The sequence below is a fragment of the Fructilactobacillus sp. X7R9C1 genome (assembly GCF_059901005.1).
On sequence record NZ_JBWXVG010000001.1, the window covers coordinates 163,225 to 182,827 of the forward strand.

17 protein-coding genes are annotated in these 19,603 nt (G+C 35.1%); 9 read left to right on the top strand and 8 right to left on the bottom strand.

Annotated features, from left to right (window positions below; genetic code table 11):
• The 8 genes from parC to AC6UD0_RS00865 all read left to right on the top strand — a co-directional run bounded on the left by parC (position 1) and on the right by AC6UD0_RS00865 (position 8,917).
• The gene (gene parC, locus AC6UD0_RS00830; protein ID WP_500707836.1) at positions 1–2,463 is read left to right on the top strand and encodes a DNA topoisomerase IV subunit A; all 2,463 of its coding nucleotides are present in this window, start codon (positions 1–3) and stop codon (positions 2,461–2,463) included.
• A 65-nt stretch (positions 2,464–2,528) separates the two neighbouring features.
• Positions 2,529–3,560: a LysR family transcriptional regulator gene (locus tag AC6UD0_RS00835; protein WP_500695642.1), complete on the top strand. Its 1,032-nt coding sequence runs from the start codon at positions 2,529–2,531 to the stop codon at positions 3,558–3,560.
• Positions 3,553–4,491 (top strand): manganese-dependent inorganic pyrophosphatase, encoded by a 939-nt coding sequence (locus AC6UD0_RS00840; RefSeq protein ID WP_500707837.1) that lies wholly within the window; start codon positions 3,553–3,555, stop codon positions 4,489–4,491. Before AC6UD0_RS00835 ends, AC6UD0_RS00840 begins: the two co-directional genes overlap by 8 nt.
• A 108-nt stretch (positions 4,492–4,599) precedes the next feature.
• A complete protein-coding gene (msrB, locus tag AC6UD0_RS00845; protein WP_500693758.1) occupies positions 4,600–5,037 on the top strand; it encodes a peptide-methionine (R)-S-oxide reductase MsrB in 438 nt (145 codons plus the stop codon).
• 30 nt (positions 5,038–5,067) lie between these two features.
• Entirely contained in the window at positions 5,068–5,595 is a 528-nt protein-coding gene (gene msrA / locus AC6UD0_RS00850) for a peptide-methionine (S)-S-oxide reductase MsrA (RefSeq protein ID WP_500707839.1), read from the top strand.
• 140 nt (positions 5,596–5,735) lie between these two features.
• Positions 5,736–6,689 (top strand): Dyp-type peroxidase, encoded by a 954-nt coding sequence (locus AC6UD0_RS00855; RefSeq protein ID WP_500707840.1) that lies wholly within the window; start codon positions 5,736–5,738, stop codon positions 6,687–6,689.
• Positions 6,690–7,092: 403 nt separating this feature from the next.
• Positions 7,093–8,226 carry an N-methyl-L-tryptophan oxidase gene (gene solA, locus AC6UD0_RS00860; protein ID WP_500693755.1) on the top strand — a complete coding sequence of 378 codons (1,134 nt, stop codon included), beginning with the start codon at positions 7,093–7,095 and terminating at the stop codon, positions 8,224–8,226.
• Between the two features lie 376 nt (positions 8,227–8,602).
• The gene (locus AC6UD0_RS00865; protein WP_500696687.1) at positions 8,603–8,917 is read left to right on the top strand and encodes a hypothetical protein; all 315 of its coding nucleotides are present in this window, start codon (positions 8,603–8,605) and stop codon (positions 8,915–8,917) included.
• Between the two features lie 309 nt (positions 8,918–9,226).
• On the opposite strand, the gene AC6UD0_RS00870 is transcribed toward AC6UD0_RS00865, so the two are convergent.
• Both AC6UD0_RS00870 and AC6UD0_RS00875 read right to left on the bottom strand, forming a co-directional pair.
• Complete coding sequence (locus AC6UD0_RS00870; RefSeq protein ID WP_500695648.1) at positions 9,227–10,090, bottom strand: DegV family protein; 864 nt, start codon at positions 10,088–10,090, stop codon at positions 9,227–9,229.
• A 14-nt stretch (positions 10,091–10,104) separates the two neighbouring features.
• A complete protein-coding gene (locus AC6UD0_RS00875) occupies positions 10,105–10,524 on the bottom strand; it encodes a MarR family winged helix-turn-helix transcriptional regulator (protein ID WP_500695649.1) in 420 nt (139 codons plus the stop codon).
• A 125-nt stretch (positions 10,525–10,649) separates the two neighbouring features.
• On the opposite strand from AC6UD0_RS00875, the gene AC6UD0_RS00880 reads away from it, so the two are divergent.
• Positions 10,650–12,386: an Rqc2 family fibronectin-binding protein gene (locus tag AC6UD0_RS00880; protein WP_500695650.1), complete on the top strand. Its 1,737-nt coding sequence runs from the start codon at positions 10,650–10,652 to the stop codon at positions 12,384–12,386.
• A 12-nt stretch (positions 12,387–12,398) separates the two neighbouring features.
• On the opposite strand, the gene AC6UD0_RS00885 is transcribed toward AC6UD0_RS00880, so the two are convergent.
• Genes AC6UD0_RS00885 through AC6UD0_RS00910 form a run of 6 tightly spaced genes read right to left on the bottom strand, consistent with a single transcriptional unit; the run spans position 12,399 to position 19,601 of the window.
• Positions 12,399–14,918: a carbamoyl phosphate synthase preATP-grasp domain-containing protein gene (locus AC6UD0_RS00885; protein WP_500707841.1), complete on the bottom strand. Its 2,520-nt coding sequence runs from the start codon at positions 14,916–14,918 to the stop codon at positions 12,399–12,401.
• A gap of 4 nt (positions 14,919–14,922) precedes the next feature.
• A complete protein-coding gene (locus AC6UD0_RS00890; protein WP_500695652.1) occupies positions 14,923–15,996 on the bottom strand; it encodes a carbamoyl phosphate synthase small subunit in 1,074 nt (357 codons plus the stop codon).
• 12 nt (positions 15,997–16,008) lie between these two features.
• Positions 16,009–16,545 (bottom strand): bifunctional pyr operon transcriptional regulator/uracil phosphoribosyltransferase PyrR, encoded by a 537-nt coding sequence (gene pyrR / locus AC6UD0_RS00895; protein WP_500693748.1) that lies wholly within the window; start codon positions 16,543–16,545, stop codon positions 16,009–16,011.
• A 12-nt stretch (positions 16,546–16,557) separates the two neighbouring features.
• Positions 16,558–17,475: an RluA family pseudouridine synthase gene (locus tag AC6UD0_RS00900; protein WP_500707842.1), complete on the bottom strand. Its 918-nt coding sequence runs from the start codon at positions 17,473–17,475 to the stop codon at positions 16,558–16,560.
• Complete coding sequence (gene lspA, locus AC6UD0_RS00905; protein ID WP_500707843.1) at positions 17,465–17,968, bottom strand: signal peptidase II; 504 nt, start codon at positions 17,966–17,968, stop codon at positions 17,465–17,467. Before lspA ends, AC6UD0_RS00900 begins: the two co-directional genes overlap by 11 nt.
• The gene (locus AC6UD0_RS00910; protein WP_500707845.1) at positions 17,943–19,601 is read right to left on the bottom strand and encodes a formate--tetrahydrofolate ligase; all 1,659 of its coding nucleotides are present in this window, start codon (positions 19,599–19,601) and stop codon (positions 17,943–17,945) included. The genes lspA and AC6UD0_RS00910 overlap by 26 nt, the downstream gene beginning before the upstream one ends.
• Positions 19,602–19,603 lie beyond the last annotated feature (2 nt).

Genomic DNA, 19,603 nt, shown 5'->3' on the forward strand with positions numbered 1-19,603 from the left:
ATGGCACATAGATCTAAAATTAAAGATTTAACTCTTTCAGAAGTTATGGACGAACGGTTTAGTCGTTATTCTAAATCAATTATTCAAGAGCGAGCATTACCAGACGTCCGTGATGGGCTTAAACCCGTTCAAAGACGGATTTTGTATGCCATGAATAAGGATGGCAATACTTCTTCTAAGGGATTTAGAAAAGCAGCTAAATCAGTTGGTAACGTCATGGGTAATTTTCATCCTCATGGCGATAGTTCAATCTATGAAGCTATGGTTCGTATGAGTCAAGACTGGAAACTACGGGAACCGTTGATTGAGATGCACGGAAACAATGGTTCAATGGATGGTGACCCTCCAGCAGCCATGCGTTACACAGAAGCTCGCTTAAGTAAAATATCTGATGAAATGTTACGGGATATCGATAAGGATACCGTTGATTGGGTTTTAAACTTTGATGATACGGAGTATGAACCTGTCGTTCTTCCTTCTAGATTTCCTAACTTACTAGTAAATGGTGCTACTGGGATTTCAGCGGGATATGCCACCGAAATTCCACCACACAATCTCGGTGAAGTAATTGATGCATTAATTTATCTACAAAAGCATCCAAATGCCACACTTGATAGTCTGATGAAGTACGTTAAAGGACCAGACTTTCCAACTGGCGGAATCATTCAGGGACTTGACGGAATTAAACAGGCCTACGAAACTGGTAAAGGACGCATCATGATCCGTTCTAAAACTTCAATCGAAGCATTACGTGGAAATAAACAGATGATCAAGATAACCGAAATTCCTTATGAAGTTAATAAGGCTCAATTAGTCAAACAAATTGACGAAGTTAGGATCAACAAAAAAATCGATGGAATTGCCGAAGTAAGAGACGAATCAGATCGCGAAGGATTGACGATTGCAATTGAGTTAAAGCGAGACGTTGATAGTACTAGTATCTTAAATTACTTGTTCAAAAATACTGACCTGCAAATTTCGTATAATTTTAATGTGGTTGCTATTAGCAATATGGCACCAAAAAGGCTTTCTCTAAAAGAAATCTTAGTTGCTTACTTGGATTATCAACGCGATGTTATATCTAAAAGAACTAAATTTAATTTAGATAAAGCCAATGCACGACAACACATTGTCTTGGGTTTGATTAAGGCATTATCAATCCTAGACCAGGTGATTAAAACCATTCGTGCTAGTAAAGATAAACAAGATGCGCGAAATAATTTAATTTCTGAATACGACTTTTCCGAAAAACAAGCGGATGCGATTGTTGCCTTACAATTGTATCGTTTAACTAATACAGATGTTACTGAATTAAAAAAAGAAAACGCTGATTTGGCAGCTAAAATTGCTGAATATGAGACTATTTTAGCGAGTCCAGATGAACTTGACTCTGTTTTAAGAAGCGAACTTAGAGATATTGCAAAACGTTACCGTAATCCACGTCGTACTAAAATTGAAGACAAAATTCAAAATCTGGAAGTTAGTGAGGAAGTTACGCTTCCGGATGAAAATGTAATGGTAATGGTAAGTAATGATGGTTATCTAAAACGCAGTAGTCTTCGCTCATTTAATGCGTCTGAGATCACTGATAACGGCTTAAAAGACGATGACCATGCCGTTTACTTAAATGAATTAAACACTCGTGATTCGCTGTTTATGTTCACTGACAAGGGTAATATGATTTATCGCCGTGTTTATGAAGTCGAAGACGTTAAGTGGAAAGACACGGGAGAACATATCTCAAGAATGAATGGGCTTGATGCCAATGAGAAAATCATTGCTGTTTATGACTTCTCTGATCTAAGTAAACAAGATGGTGAATTTGTAATTACAACTAGTGCTGGCCATATTAAGCGCACTGAATTTAGCAAATTACTTCCTAGTCGTACCTATAAAAGTCGTGCTGCAATGTATGAAAAGTTGAAGGGGCCGCTATCAAAAGTAGTCAATGTCTCATACAATCGGGTTGAAGATCCTGGTAGTGTCTTATTGATGACAGAAAAGGGAATGGCCCTTAGATACGACTTGCAGGAAGTTTCGTTGAATGGTCCGAGGACCACAGGAGTGAAAGCAATTAGTTTAGCTGATGATGATCACGTCGTTAACATGCAATTTGTAAATGATGAGTCTGAAATTGGAGTTGTTTTCCAAAATGGGAACTTTAAAAAGATGAGAGTAAGCGACATTCCAGTGACTAGCCGTGCACGAAAAGGAATTAAAGTTTTAAAAGAATTTAAAATCAAAAGTAACCTGTTAGCTGATTTTATCAAAATTGATTCTAGTGATGAAACGCTTAAAATTTATACTGATCACGCGACTTCACACGAAGTGGTCTTGGGTGACTATGGAACATCTGGTCGTTTGTCAAACGGATCGTCCGTAATGAATACGAAGATGATTGGAACTCCAATTTTGATTGCTCATGACACTTTAAAACAATCTCAAGTTGATAATTTGCTATAGTAAATATAGTGATTTCGTGATAATATACACAATATAATAATAAATGTTAGTGCGAGGTATTAGTTTTGAGAGAATCTAAGAGGGAATCATTATTTTCATCCAAGGCTTTGGTATATTTCTTACAATTATCTGAATCGCTGAACTATACAAAAGCTGCGGGTATTTTAGGAATTACACAGCCTGCACTATCCCAACAAATTAAAAAATTAGAAAATAAGCTCCATGCTAACTTATTTTATTCTGTTGGTAAACAAATTCATTTAACTGATGCGGGTTATACTTTAAAAAATGCTACCGAGGAAGTATATGGAATCCTTGATAATGCTACTGATGAAATTGAATCATATTCAAGCTCAATCCGTGGAACAATTAAGGTTGGAATTCTTTCTGCAATTGAAGATGAAATATTTGAAAATTTTGCCCTATATTTCTATGAAAAGAATCCAGATTTGCGAATTGAAATGTACATGTTGACTCAACAAACATTAATCTCTGATCTTGAAAGTGGAAGAATTGATTTAGCCATTATGTACCTACCAAACGAGAAATTGCATAATTGGAAGGGAATGGCCATTAAACCGATTACTCACGATACTTTGTGCTATGTTCATCATGATAAAAGTAAAATTGGAAGTAAAATCAATCTTAAAAAAGTTGTTGGACCAATGGTAGGTTTTCCCAATGGTTATTACTTTAATCAATTTTTAAAGAACATTTACAGCGCCAAGCGCTATGAAATGCCAAAAATGGAAGCATGTTTTACAAGACCAGTACAAATCATAGAATTTGCTTTATCATCTGGGTTAAATACCATTCTACCGAAGACCTTTATGATGACACGTGATCGAACTAAAATGGCTCAAAAGAATACTTATTATACTGATATTATTCCTGATTTTTCTCTTCAAGCCGTTGCCGTCTATCGTGATACTAAAGATGGTATTCCGCGGTTAAATAAATTATTTGACGAATTTAGTGGTTTTGTAGGAGAATATGAGCAGGCTAAAGATGTATACTTAAGTAGTATTAATATAGAAGTTAGAGATCGTCAGAGACTCTTGGAAATATGGAAAAAGAGGAGAGAGAATCATGAGTAAAGAACTAGTTTTTGGACATAAAGTACCGGATACGGATGCAATTGTGGCTGCAATGGCACTCGCATATTTGAAGAAACAAGACGGGTATGATGTAGAAGCAGTCGCTTTAGGTAATCCCAATGCTGAAACTAAGTATGTGCTTGATTACTTTGATACTAAAGCACCACGTGTGATTGAACGTGCAAAACCTGAAGTTGATAAAGTAATGCTAGTCGACCACAACGAACCTCAACAAAGTGTAAGCGATATTGATCAATTAACTGTAACTGATGTTGTTGATCATCACCGAATTAATGGTTTTAACACTGCTGCACCTTTGTATTATCGTGCTGCACCTTATGGATGCTGCAGTACAATTATTACTAAGATGTTTTCAGAAGAGGGTATTAAAATTCCCAAGAAATTAGCCGGTTTAATGTTGTCAGCTATTATCTCTGACACTTTATTGTTAAAATCACCGACTACTACTGATTTTGATCGCGATGCACTCAAAGCTTTAGCGGACATTGCCGGAATCGATGATTATGAAGATTATGGCGTTAAAATGCTTAAGGCCGGGACTAACGTTGACGCAAAAACTGACCAACAGCTTATTGACGGAGATGCTAAGTCATTTACATTAGGTGGTAAAAATGTCAGGATCGACCAAATTAACGTTGTTGATTTAGACGATATTACCAAACGTGCTGATGATATTAAGAAAGCTATGAAGGCCGAATCTAAGGATAAGGACTATGATTTATTCTTAGTGCTTGTAACCAATATTCTTGATAGTAATTCAGAACTAATTGTTGTTGGGAAACCAAAGAGTGTGGTCGAACAAGCTTTTGATAACAAATTCAATGATGATGACATTATGAATTTGCCTGGAGTCGTTTCTCGAAAGAAGCAAGTTGTCCCCCCATTAACTGATGCATTAGAAAAAGAATAGTTATAAAAAATCCACTTAATTGTGGATTTTTTGGTTTAAAACAAATTGTTTGCTATTTAATTGGATAAGATATAAATTAAATATAGAAACAAATAGGAGGTTTATATTATGGCTGAAAATAATAAAGATGATTTGAGAAACCGCTTAACACCTGAGCAGTACAACGTAACTCAAAATGCTGGAACTGAACCTGCATTTACTGGCAAATATGATGATTTTTATAAAAAGGGAATCTATGTTGATGTTGTAAATGGTAAGCCATTATTTAGTTCTGCTGATAAGTATGACGCTGGTTGTGGCTGGCCATCATTTACTAAACCAATTAGTGAAGACGAATTAAAGAATGATACTGATACTTCTTTTGGTATGATTAGACAAGAAGTTCGTGGCGCAGACTCTAAGTCCCATCTAGGACATGTTTTTCCAGATGGACCGCAAGATAAGGGTGGTTTACGTTACTGTATTAATTCTGCTGCTCTTAAGTTCATCCCTTATGATAAGATGGACGAAGAAGGGTATGGCAAATACAAAAAGTTTGTTGAATAATACAAATAACTGAAATAGAGGTCTTTATTAATGAGTGAAAAAAAAGAAACAGCAATTTTTGCCGGTGGTTGTTTCTGGTGCATGGTCCAACCATTTGATCAGATGCCAGGAATTATTTCCGTTGTATCTGGATACACAGGTGGTCATGTCCCAAATCCAACTTATGAGCAAGTTGCTTCAGGTACTACTGGTCACACCGAAGCAGTTAAAATTACTTTTGATCCGGGCATCATTTCATATAAAAAATTAGTTGAAATCTATTGGCATCAAACTGACCCAACCGACGCAATGGGGCAATTCCAGGACCGTGGTGATTCTTATCGTCCCGTAATTTACGTGAATAGTCCCGAACAACGTAAAATTGCTGAAGAATCTAAGAAAGAGTTAGAAAATAGTGGCGAGTTTGATGAACCAATTGTAACGAAAATTGAAGACGCTCAACCGTTTTATCCGGCTGAAGACTATCATCAAGACTTCTACAAGAAGAATCCACTTCGATACGCCATCGAAGAAAGTGGCGGACGGAAAAAATTCATTGATGATCATTGGAAGAAGTAAATAAGTTAACAAAAAGAATGTCAATTTGACATTCTTTTTTAATGACTAGTTATATGTAGTAAAATAAAAGTGGTATGAGATTAGTAATAAAGTGATTCTAATCTCATACTAATACTGAGTATATTCTGGGAGGTATTATAATGACTGAAGAAAAGATAAGACCAAATAAATCGCAAGACGTTTGGAAAGATACCGGTGAAAACGTTGAATTTGCCACTTTAGAGCTAACTAGAAAAGATCAAAAGGCGGCTCAAGAAGGAATCCAAGATTTTGCTGATCGTTCACAATCCATTATTAGATCAATGAGAATTAGAGAACCTGAAGCAAACCTTCGAGTTTCCATTGGCTTTAGTAGCAAAGCTTGGGACTACTTGTTTCCGAAGGCTAATAAACCTAAAGAATTAGAAGATTTTACTGGTGTTAAAGGTCCAAACTATTCGATGCCATCGTCTGAAGGAGACATCTTTCTTCATATTCGTGCTAATACTGAAGCCGTTGTATACGAAGTTACTACTCAATTCATGCTCTTTTTAAGAGATTTTACTAAAGTAGTGAACGAAACTCATGGTTTTAGATATTTAGAGGGAAGAGCTATTATCGGTTTCATTGATGGGACTGAAGTTCCACAAGTTGAAGATGTTGCTCCATACGCGCTTATTGGTGATGAAGATCCTGAATTTATCAATGGTTCATATGCTTTTGCACAAAAATGGCACCATAACATGGACTATTGGAATCACCTAGATACTACTACTCAAGATAAAGCCATTGGGAGAGAAAAATTTTCTGACTTAGAATTACCAGATGAAGAAAAATTTAAAAATGCCCATAATGTAACTTCAAACACATCCGTTGACGGAGTTGAACAAAAAATTGTCAGAATGAATGTTCCTTATTCTGATCCTGCTAATAATGATACAGGAACTTACTTTATTGCGTATTCACGATACTGGCACGTTATTAAGGGTATGCTTCAACAGATGGTTGATGAAGATGATTTCTTGTTAACGTTCTCAACCTTATTGACTGGTCAAACGTTTTTCATTCCTTCAAGACCAATGCTTGAAAATATTGCTGATGGGGATTTGAATTAGTCATCAGTAAATTTTTAAAAATTATTTATTAATTATTATTGACAAAAACGTTGGTTAAGCATAATGTACTGTCTAAAGAAAATGCTAAGAAAAGATGAGTAATGAACCAACCATGATACAGGAAGCAAGCGACGCTGAGATGCTTGCATATTGGCATTTAGGAAAATGGTCTTGGAGCATATATAGACAAGTTATTTACAAGTCATATTTGGATGGCGTCCATTAGAGCGCTATACACTGCTTAATTTATTCTAGATATAATTAGCAATGTTACTGAGGATTGGCAGAAAACTGACAATCAAGGCTCGGTGGTACCGCGTTTATTCGTCCAAGCTCTTGAAACAAAAGTTTCAAGGGCTTTTTTGTATTTTCTTTTAATATAATAAAACAACGGAGGCATAATATGTCTGATAATATTTTTGATTTAGCAATCATTGGAACAGGATCAGTTGGTTCGGCGGCAGGATATTACGCCAGTCAAAATAATAGCAATATTTTAGAGCTGGATATTGCTAAACCCCCACATACACTAGGATCACATCACGGGCAGACTAGAATTATCCGGCATGCCTATGGTGAGGGAGAGAAGTATATCCAGCTACTACTAGAAGCTCAAAGATTATGGGATAAACTCCAGAAACAGACGGGCAAACGTCTTTTCCATAAAACTGGCGTTCTGACCGTTGGGCCAAAAGATTCAGCATTTTTAAATAATATCAAAGCGTCTGCCAATGACTACGATATTGATATTGTTCCTTATACTTCAACTGAAATTCACGATCAATGGCATAACTGGAATTTTAACGATCAATACGAAGGGATTTTAGAGCCAGGTGCAGGGTATTTAGAATCAGAGGAAATTATTAAAACATATATCGAAGGTGCTAAAAATAATGGCGTTACCCAAAGCTTTGATAGTTTTGTTAGAAAGATTGATCAGCAAGACAATGGAATTGTTGAGATTAAAACACAAGATCATACTTTTTATGCCAAAAATGTCATTTTATCAGCAGGAACCTGGGTCAAACAACTATTGCCAAATTTACCAATCACGCCAACAAGAAAGGTATTTGCATGGTTTAACGTCGCCGATAACGGTTTAAATGAAAATGAAGGGTTCCCAGCTTTTACGGTAGAACTTGCAAATGCTATTCAGTATTACGGTTTCCCAGGAAGTAATGGCACCATTAAAATTGGACGTCACCAGGGTGGTCAAAAGATTAAAAATAGAAAAGAAAGGGGCAATTTTGGCGATTATTCTGAAGATTTAGATGAAATCGATCCATTACTAAAGCATCATTTGACAGGGACTGATGGTATTGACCATGGTGGTACATGTTCGTATGATCTTTCTCCTGACGGTGATTTTATTATTGACCGGATTCCATCCATGAATAAGATTCAAATTGTAACTGGATTAAGTGGACACGGATTCAAATTTTCCAGTGTACTTGGTAAACTATTAAGTGATCAAGCTCTTGGAAAATCAAATCCTTATAACTTAGAACCATTTAGATTAGACCGTTTTAACCACTGAAAATAATCAAAAATTTAATCGATGAAATAACAACAAATGCTGTTGTTATTTTTTTGAAAGCAAGCCAATAATGAAGGTTATTTAAAAGCACTCATTATTAGCGTATCATTGAGTATAGAAACTATTTAAATAAGACTTTGATGTTGACCGAACGTTGAGCTTTAATGGTGTTGAAATAAATTCAGAAATTGTAAATGCAATTAAACAACTAGCAAAACGTAATGAAATTATCTTTGATTAAACCAGGCCAATCAGATATCTAATTTCAAGCGTACCAACATTTAAAAATAAGACATTAGTAGGTGCAAACGGGGCGCTTGTATCAAGAAATGGTCATACTTATTCAATAAAACCCATTAGTAATTGTGATATACAATTGACTAAAAATATCATTAAAAAATACGATTTAAATTACATAATTGATGATAATTGGAATTACAGTGATAAAGTAAGCGCTTTAAATCCAATATTTAAGCAACTAGACTCAAATCAATTAGCTGAAAATGTAGCTATCTCATCAATCAAAAAAGCCGTTAAAATCATTTTATTGGACATAAATAGTGACTTAATTGATAAAATACAGTATTCATTAAACAAAATACGTCATTTTGGCGAAAAGAATATTGATCTGACAGCTCAAAATATTAACAAATTCAGTACGTTAAGAATTATAACCGATAGCAACTATTAGAAACTAGATTGCGTTTGGAAACGATAGTAACGATCAAGAATTACTCGCGAAAACTTTTAAAAGTAGATGAATCTACAGTCAGATCAAATTATTTTGAATCCAAATGATGAAGTTGCAAAATCAATTTAAAGTTATACAAATGATGATAATCTAAAATAAGTATGAATTGCTCTTTTATTAATATTAAGTCTACTTCGTATAATATATATTATGTAAACTAGAAAAAAGAATAAATAATTAAGTGTTTCCCTCTATAAATATATATTAAAAAGAACACCATTTTTGGTGTTCTTTAATTTCCAACTTATTTTATCTATTAATATCTTTGATCCATCCCAATGCAAGAGCTCCGCTACCTAAATGGGTTCCAATTGCTGGTCCGAATGATCCGCGGGTAACTTTCATATTTGGATATTTTTCTTGAATGGATTTCTGCCAAACATCAGCTTCTTTGGGGTTATTGGCATCAATTACAGCAACTTCAATTGGATAATTGGCTTTTGATACTGCTTGAGAAAATAAATCTTCAACACGTTTAAGTGCCTTTTTCTTAGAACGAACTTTATCAAATGCTACGATCTCATCAGTTTGGTTATCAAAAGTTAAAATGGGCTTTATGTTTAATAGTCCACCTACAAACGCTGTTGCATTTGATAAACGCCCACCCTTAACTAGGTTATCTAAATCATCGACAACAATTAACTCATCAATGGTTGACCGAAGAAGTTTAAGTTTTTGAATAATTTCTTCTGGAGGAACATTATTTTGTGCTAAATTAGCTGCATATTTCACTAAAGCAGCCATTGGATCAACAGTAATTCCAGAATTAAAAGGATAAATTTTGATGTTATCCATCATTTTGGCTACATTACAAACTGCTTGATACATGCCAGAAATGGTTGAAGCTAAATGAATACTAATCACTGCATCATAACCATCGTCAGCTAATTTATTATATTCTTCAATTAGTGCTCCAATTGGCGGCTGTGAAGTCGTCGGTAATTTGGGTGACTCTTTAAGCTTTTGGTAGAATTCCTTATTTGTAATGTCAATTCCTTCGCGGTAACTTTTACCGTTGAAGATTACGGAGATTGGAATAATATGAACATTATATTTTTTGATATCTTCCTTAGATAAATACGATGTACTATCAGTAACAATCGCTGTCTTCATTTCTTTCACCTAACCTATTTACGGATTTTCTTCATACTTGTTTCTAATCGATTGAGGAGAATCTTTAAAAGATTCTTTTCTTCATCAGTCCACTGATTAAAAATTTGTGTGGAAAGATCTTCGTAGTCATTACTAATTTGATGACATGTCTTCTTACCCTTATCAGTAATACTGTATATTAACTGGCGTTTATCCTGCCCAATGGCTTTCTTTTGAATCATTTCTTTTACAACTAATCGTTTCAATTGTCGCGATAAAGTTGATGTATCTAATTTCATTGACTTAGAAAGCGATTCTTGGGTCGTATAGCCATCATCAATGGCAATTAACAATTGCCATTCTGAAATAGTAAGATTTGATTTTTTGGTAAGAGCTTGGAGCTGTTGTTGATGCATTTTTCCAACAACTCTAAGAGCAGTTAAACTATTTTTCATTGATATTCCTCCGTAAAATATTATACCATTAATTGCCTAATACAAGATTACGGATTTAATATTTATGTGCTACCACTCAACAATATAAGTTATACTGGACAATGAAGCAAAAAGGAGTGTTATATATGTCATTTGACGGATCATTTACACATGCAATGAGTCATGAATTAAATAACAAATTACTAAACGGACGTGTTTCAAAAATAAACGAGCCCTACCCTAATGAAATTATTTTAACTATTCGTTCTAATCATAATAATTATCAGTTATTATTATCAGCGAATCCCTCATACGCTCGAGTACAAATTACAAACGTCCCTTTTACAAATCCGAAAGTTCCAACTAACTTTGCAATGACGTTAAGAAAACATTTAAGTGGAAGTTTTATTAGCAAAATTCATCAAGTAAACAATGATCGGATTATTCACATTCATTTTAATACAAGGAATGAATTAGGTGATATTGAGGAATTAGTCCTTGTCATTGAAGTAATGGCACGTCATAGTAACATCATTTTAGTTCAAGCTAAAGATTCATCAATAATTGATTCAGTTAGAAGAATTTCATCTGCTCAAAATCGATACCGAACCATTCTTCCAGGATCTAAATATATTCAACCCCCAAAACAAGATCTGGTTGATCCATTTCAAGTTAACAAAAAAGAATTTACACAAATTGAAAAAATCAATCGTGAGTTTCCAAATGTAGATGTATTTGCTACTCAATTACGTAAATATCTTCAAGGACTTGGGACTGATACGTCCTATGCGCTCGCAAGTGCCCTTCATGTATCTGGATCAACTTTAAAACAAAAATATTGGAAATTTTTTAATCATTTCGAAAATCCAGAACCTATTATTGGAGATGATATGAAGGGAAAATTACAATTTTCAGCATTTCAATATATCGGCATTCAGCCGGATAAAAGATTTAAAACTTTAAGCGAAATGTTAGATGAATATTACCAAACTAAGGTTCAACGTGAGCGAGTTCGAGAACAAGGGTCACAATTAATTCGAATTACCAAAAATGAATTAAAAAAGAATCGGAAAAAGCTTAAAAAATTACAAAATACCTTAGAAGAATCTGAGCATGCAGATGACCTACGGGTTAAAGGTGAGATTTTAATGACTTATTTAAATCAAGTTAAAGTTGGATCTAAAGAGATTAAACTACCCAATTTTTACAATAATAATAAGGAGATCATTATCTCACTAGATCCTTCCCTCTCAGCTTCTGAAAATGCTCAAAAATACTTTAAAAAATACGATAAAAAGCGAAATGCAAAGGAATATGTAGTTAAGCAAATCAAGGAATGTCAGGATGAAATTGATTATTTTGAGAGTATTGAATCCCAAATTGAAATCGCGGATCCACGTGATTTAGATGACATTAAGACAGAATTAAAAAATGGTGGATACATTAGGAAGCCAAAAAAAGGTAACAGTAAACATCATAAAACTAAAGTTAGCAAACCTGAAAAGTTTGTCTCAGATGATGGTGAGATAATTTTGGTTGGTAAAAATAATTTACAAAATGATCAACTTACCCTTCGGACAGCAGATAAACGTGATACTTGGCTTCATGTCCAAAATATCCACGGATCTCATGTAATAATTAGATCTTTCAATCCAACTGAACAGACAATTCTTCAAGCTGCTGAACTGGCTGCTTATTTTTCCAAAGCACGAGCATCTGCCAACGTGCCAGTTGATTACGTTAAAGTAAAAGCTGTAAAAAAGCCCAATGGAGGGAAACCCGGTTTTGTTACCTATCGGGGGCAAAATACGATTTACGTAACGCCAACGGAAGCAATTGTTAAACATTTAAGAGAGAATAGTAAAAAACAAGATACTAATTAGTATCTTGTTTTTTTACTTCAATAACTTGTTGGTTGCTTCGTTAATAGTATGACCAATTGATAATTTAGCCCCTGACTCGAGTGATCGGTCTTTTTGATAATCGTACACTCCAAGTTGCTTAAATGGGAAAGAAGCCTGCATCACCGTAAAGTGTGTTGAAGAATCAATTTTGGGAACGGTATTTACAATTTTATCAATATTTAAATGTCCGGTGGCCATCCTGACCAGCACCCCAATCCAGTTAATTCCAGTGGACATATTTAAAAGAACGGTCTCGGTAATTCGAAGTGGTCTCACACCAGTAATTTTAATCTTGTCTTGATCCCTGTAAAAAAGAACCTGAACTAGTCCATGAAGACTCTGATTTTTCACCGCTACCTTAGCTCGTTCAACTAGCCCTTCCACGTTCAAAACATCTTTACCATAAGGAACATAATAATCTGTTTGAAGACTGATATCGTCATCGTTTCCATCACCGGATTTAAACCCCACGGTTGAAATTGGAACTATTTTGTTCTCCGTTACTAATAAATCAAACGCAAAATCAACATGAGATCCATACCAAACTGCATCTTTTTGATTTGGTGGTAAAACCACCAACTTGAAATCATGATACTTGCTAAGTTCACGAATTAGGAAGTGACGATTACCCGGCAGAAAGACGTATTGGGGTTTCTCAGTTTGAATGACGTCTAAAATTTCTCCCAGTTGAATTGGTTCAATGTACTGCTTGTCACTCATCATTGGCGCTAAGGAGGCAGAATTAGGATTATTATTTAAAATTACAGTGTCAAATCCAATCTTTTTAAGTTGAATTAATATTTCACTAGTATAGAAATCAGAAGCAATATTGGGGCCAATTTTATTTCTACCCTTTCCAATTACTAGTGCGGTGTTATTCCCGATTTGATTAGATTCGTTGTCAATTTCATAACTAGCATAAAAGGAATTAATTTTTTCGGGAAATTCTCCAGCCGTTGGTTCGATCATTTTATAGGTTTTATAAGAATCCCTTTGACGAAGTTGATTGATATCTGTATGCCAAATGGATGACAACATTCCATCACCAAATCCCATTTCATGAGCTAACCTGAAAGCTTTAGCGTCATTTTGGTGTTTAAAAATATACGATCGACTTTTATCAATATTTGCCATGATCACAAAGAAAAATTGATCAATTTTGGTCAATTCTTGTAAATCTTCAATACTATAATGACGTGAGAGGGCTTCAAATAGAATTGGGAGTTGGATATCGGTTGGGTGAATTAATTGTGAAATTAGTTCATCTTCGGAAAGTTCAGAATAACTTGGCAAAACATCTTTTGGACTCGATTGCGAACTTCTAATGGCCTTTAACAAAGCGGCTTCGCAACTACGACCTACCCCAATTACTGATCCAATGGATTTGGTTTTAGTTCCAAGTCGTGAATCAGCATCAGGTAATTGCTCAAACGGCCAGATGGGGATTTTTACCGTGATATGATCACTGATTGGTTGAAGCACCGTCGTAAATTTATGAAAACGTGCTGGTAACTTAATTTTAGTAATTGGATAATTTAATAATAATTGTGAGGTAACTAAGGCAATTGGATATCCCGTTGATCTTGCTGCTAAGGTAGTACTCATGTTAAAACTAGGATTTACCTTTAGAACAAAACAATCATTTGTTTCAGTATTCAGAGCAAATTGTACATGACAAACGCCCTTGATTCCCAAAACGTCCATGACCTGAAATGAAATTGATCGCATCATTTGAATCTGGGTATCACTTAAAGTTTGTGCCGGGGTATAAACGACCGAATCATTTGAGTTCACTCCGACTGGATTCATATCTTCTAAAGAAGATACCATCAATTTTGTCCCCATTGTATCACGCAGTGAAACCGTTCCAACTTCTTTGTAGCCGACAATTTCCCGTTCAATTAGGCATTTACTAGACTTTGACTCCTCAAAGATGGTATCAGCATCGTTAGTTATTTGTTCCATGTTTTGAAAAATCAACCGTTGTTGTCGAACTTTAGGATCTAACGGTCTAACAGAAATTGGAAATGAAATTTTATCAATTACATTCCTTAAATCATCAAAATTATCAACAATATAATAATCAGGGGTGGGAATCCCATATTCTTTTAATCTTTGATTCAATCGATTTTCATTGTTAAACAGATCAATATTATCATCATTTAAACCAATAATTTTTACATTATTTTCTTTTAATATTCCATTTTTATTTAAGCGTTGAATAACCTTTAGTGCATTAACTCCGCCGAAAACTGAGGTAACTGCATCAATGTTCTCTGTTTCAATAACATGTTTAGCATTTTCAGTATTAACAGGTTTAATGGAAACATTATCAGGATTCATTTCCTGTAATATTACTGAATATGGATTATTATCCAAAAGAAAAGTAGTAATCCCAAGTTTCTTCCAAACCTTTAGTGCTTGAAATGCAGCGGAATCAAGCTCACATTCTTGACCAATTCCAGACGGTCCTGCTCCGATTATTAAGATTTTTTTGATATCGTCTTTCATTAGGCTATCTCCCATGAGCTGTGATACTTTCTAGAAATTCATCAAATAAGTCAATACTGTCAGTTGGACCACTAGACCCATCCGGAGAAAATTGAACTGAGAAACTTGGATAGTCACGGTGCCTAATTCCCTGAACTGTTCCATTGATTAAGTCTATGTATGTCACAATTAGTTTTGATGTGTCGATAGAATTTGGATCTACGGCATAATCCTGAGCTTGATTAGCATAAATAATTTGATTAGTAATAATTTTTTGAATGGGATGATTGCTTCCATGGTGTCCAAGTCTCATTCGATAAACACTGGCTCCATTAGCCATAGCTAACAATTCATGCCCTAATCCCATACCAAAAACTGGAAGTGCCTGTTCTAATTTAGCAATCGTCTTTAAAACACTTTCATCAATTTCGTGCGGAGATCCAGGCCCTGTTGATAAAATAATTCCTTCTGGGTCAAGATCAATGATTTCTTGGTATGAAGTGTCAAAGGGAAGCACAATTACATTGCAATTCCTTTGAGATAATTGACGAATAATCCCTTCTTTTAAGCCAAAATCAAGTACCGCAACGGTTTTGCCATTCCCAGGGACCAAATAAGGTTTGGGTGTGGCAACCTGTTGAATCTGCTGATTATTTAAAACGGCTGCATTTAACTGATCAAATGCATGTTCATCATTAACATCAACGAGACTCGCTTTTGAAATATCATGTGCCATAATGTATTTCAAAAGATAACGAGTATCAATTGCAGTTATCCCCGGAATATTACGTTGCTTAAGAAATGTATCTAAAGATATATTTTTTAAGTAACTAGTTGAAATATCTTCACTATGATGAACAACCACACCCTTAGCTGATGTCAAAATAGACTCATAGTTTTTTCGATTGATTCCGATATTTCCAACTGAAGGCTGTGTGAATGCCACGATTTGATTGTGATAAATTGGATCTGTGATTGATTCCTGGTAGCCATTAAGATTCGTATTCATAACAATCTCGCCCGTTACGGTTGATTCAGCCCCCATCGATTTTCCCACAAATGAAGTGCCATCATTTAGGATTAAATATCTTTTAGTCATAATGAAGGTCCCTTACTTGTTAGAAACGATTTCGACAGAATCACGATCATCAATTTCTGAAACCAAGACATTAACTTTTTCGTCCTTTGAACTAGGAATATTTTTCCCAACAAAATCAGCCCGAATTGGTAGTTCACGATGACCACGATCAACTAATACAGCTAAACCAATTCTCTTCGGTCTTCCCATTTCATTGATTGCTCCTAATGCTGCCCGGACAGTCCGGCCAGTGTATAACACATCATCAACTAGGATTACATTTTTATTATTAATGTCTACCCCATCATTATTAGTTGGATTAGGCTTTGTTTTTCGGTTCTTTAAGTCATCACGATATTTGGTTACATCTAGTTCCACAACCGGAATTTTAGCATTTTCAAGTTTTTCCAAGCGTTTAGCAATTCTTCTTGCCAAATAAACTCCACGAGTCTTAATACCAACTAAAACTAAGTCGTTGATACCTTTATTTTTCTCAATAATTTCATAAGTGATTCGTGTCAAAGCACGTTGCATGGCCATGCCATCAACTACAACTTTCTCTTTTGCCATAAATGTCACTCCTTAACTGATATCAGAATACTGTTTTCTTAATTGATCGATTGTTTTTTGAAAAATTGGTGGTGCTGGAACTTTAAAATTGAGTTCTTCATGTGTAACTGGATGTTTAAATCCCAGTTCAGCAGCATGTAAAAACTGTCCTTTCCCTTTAATGGTATTTTTAGGTCCATAAAGTGGATCGCCAACGAGTGGATGACCAATATATTTCATATGGACTCTAATTTGATGAGTTCTTCCGGTTTCTAACTGACATTCCACTAAAGTATATCTCCCACCAAACCGTTCAAGAACGTGGAAATGAGTGATGGCATTCCTTCCGCCGGGAATTACTGCCTGTTTCTTGCGGTCTTTAAAAGATCTACCAATCGGAGCATCAATGGTACCGCGTTCTTCATTAATATTACCATGAACCAACGCTAAATACTTTCTGCGATTAGTTTTTTCCCTTAGTTGTTTGGACAATGATCTATGAGCAATATCGGTCTTAGCTACCATCAACAATCCAGAAGTATCCTTATCGATGCGATGAACAATTCCTGGTCTGACTGTTCCATTAATAGAAGATAATTTTGTATGATATAACAGCGCATTAACTAACGTATGATCAGGATGACCGGGAGCTGGATGGACTACCATACCTTGGGGTTTGTTGACCACAATTACCTGATCATCTTCATAAATAATATCCAGCTTAATGTTTTCTGGTACTAAATTCATTTGTTTAGGCTCAGGGATAGAAATTTGAATGTGGTCATTATTTTGGGATTGGTATTTCGGCTTTTTAGTATCACCATTAACTAAAATTAAATGATCCTTGATCAATTCATTTGCACGACTACGACTTAAATCTTCATAGTGATCCGAAACCAATTTATCAAGTCGCTCGTTTTCATTATCAGCTCTAAATTCTCTATTTTGCATTTTTCTCACTCTCAGGTTTTACTAATACGATAACTAAGAACAGGACGATCACACCAATCGTTACACAGGAGTCAGCTATATTAAAAATTGGAAAATTTATAAAATCTAATTGAATCATATCGGTAACTGCTCCTAGAAATAACCGATCTAGCAAATTACCAATCGTTCCAACCAACATCAATATTAAACCAAGCAAGTATCCGATATGATATCTTTCGATGTAAATAAATATCATAAAAAGCAAAACAGCTCCAGTGGCGATGAATTCAAAAATGAAAGATTTCCCAGCAAGAAAACTCCAAGCAGCACCTGTGTTATTAATATTAGTCAATGATATAACTCCAGGAACGAATGGAATTTCTTTTCCAAGTGGAATGTTAATCCGAATCCACCATTTCGAAATTTGATCAAAAATCAGGAGGATAAAAAACATTAGTGCAAAACATATCCATACCAAGATTTGTTTTTTAGAATAATCCGGTGATTTTTTCATTTTTATCAATATCCATTTCTGCTGTAGCTGGATGCTTAGGCAATCCCGGCATAGTGATTACTTTTCCAGCCATCGCCACAATGTATCCTGCTCCTAGTTTCGGCAATAATTCAGTAATATGCAAAGTAAACCCACTTGGATCGCCTAATTTTTTGGGGTTATCTGATAAAGAATATTGAGTTTTAGAAATACAGATCGGTAGTTTATCCCATCCATTTTTTTCAATGCCCTTTAATTGCTTCATGGCTTTCCCAGAAAGGACAACGTCCTTTGCTCCATAAATCTTTTTAGCGACCTTATTAATTTTATCAATCAAGGAATCTTCATCATTGTAAATTCGCTTAATGGATGCATTATTCTCAACAAGTTTGATTAATTTCTGAGCAAGGTCAATTGAACCCTTACCACCCTCAAGAAATGACTTACTAATACCAAATTCAACGTCTTGTTTTCTTAAATGATCACTTAACCACTTAATTTCTTCAGGGGAATCATCAGTAAACTGATTAATGGCGACGATAATTGGTTTGTTAAAGGATTTCATTGCCTTAATATGATGATCAAGATTTTTTACTCCAGATTTTAATGCTTTAACGTTTGGTATAGCTAAGTTTTCTTTACTAATCCCACCATTGAACTTTAGAGCACGAATTGATGCAACCATAACGACTGCACTCGGATCTGCATTTAAGTGTGGTGATACCAAATCCATGAATTTCTCACCACCTAGATCAGAACCAAATCCTGCTTCAGTTAACGTATAATCAGCAACTTTAAGAGCCACATTAGTAGCTTGAACACTGTTACACCCCATAGCTAAATTAGCAAACGGCCCCCCATGAACAAACGCTGGGGTATGTTCTAATGTTTGAACTAGATTAGGATTAATCGCATCTTTTAAAATAATTGTTAAAGCACTTTCAACCCCCAGATTTGAAACAAAAACTGGTTCATTATCATAAGTGTATCCAATTAAAATATTCTTAATACGTTCTTTTAAATCATTTAAATCAGTTGATAGACACAAAATGGCCATTAATTCACTTGCAGCTGTGATTTCGAAATGCTCTTCTCTAGGAACGCCGGACTTAGATCCACCTAGTCCAATCACCATATTTCTTAGTTCACGATCGTTAACATCCATCGCTCGGTGCCACTGAATTTTACGTGGATCTAAATGTAAAGGATTTCCCTGTTGAATCGAATTGTCGATCAGTGCCGCTAGAGTATTATTAGCAGAAGTTAAAGCATGAATATCTCCCGTAAAATTAAGATTAATGTTAACCATTGGTTCAACTTGAGCAAATCCGCCTCCGGCTGCTCCACCTTTCATTCCCATCACAGGACCCATAGAAGGTTCCCGCAAAGCAATGGCAACTTTTTTATTTAGTTGATTTAACGCATCGCCAAGACCAATTAATACAGTGGATTTCCCTTCTCCAGCCGGAGTGGGATTAATAGCAGTTACTAAAATCAGTTTCTTTTTAGTATGTCGATCACGAGTATTACCTGATATTTTCGCCATGTACTTTCCATATGGATCAACTTCGTTTTTGGGAATCGAAAGTTTACTTGCGATATCTTGAATCGGATCCAATTGACTTTCCTGTGATATTTCAATGTCAGTTTTCATTC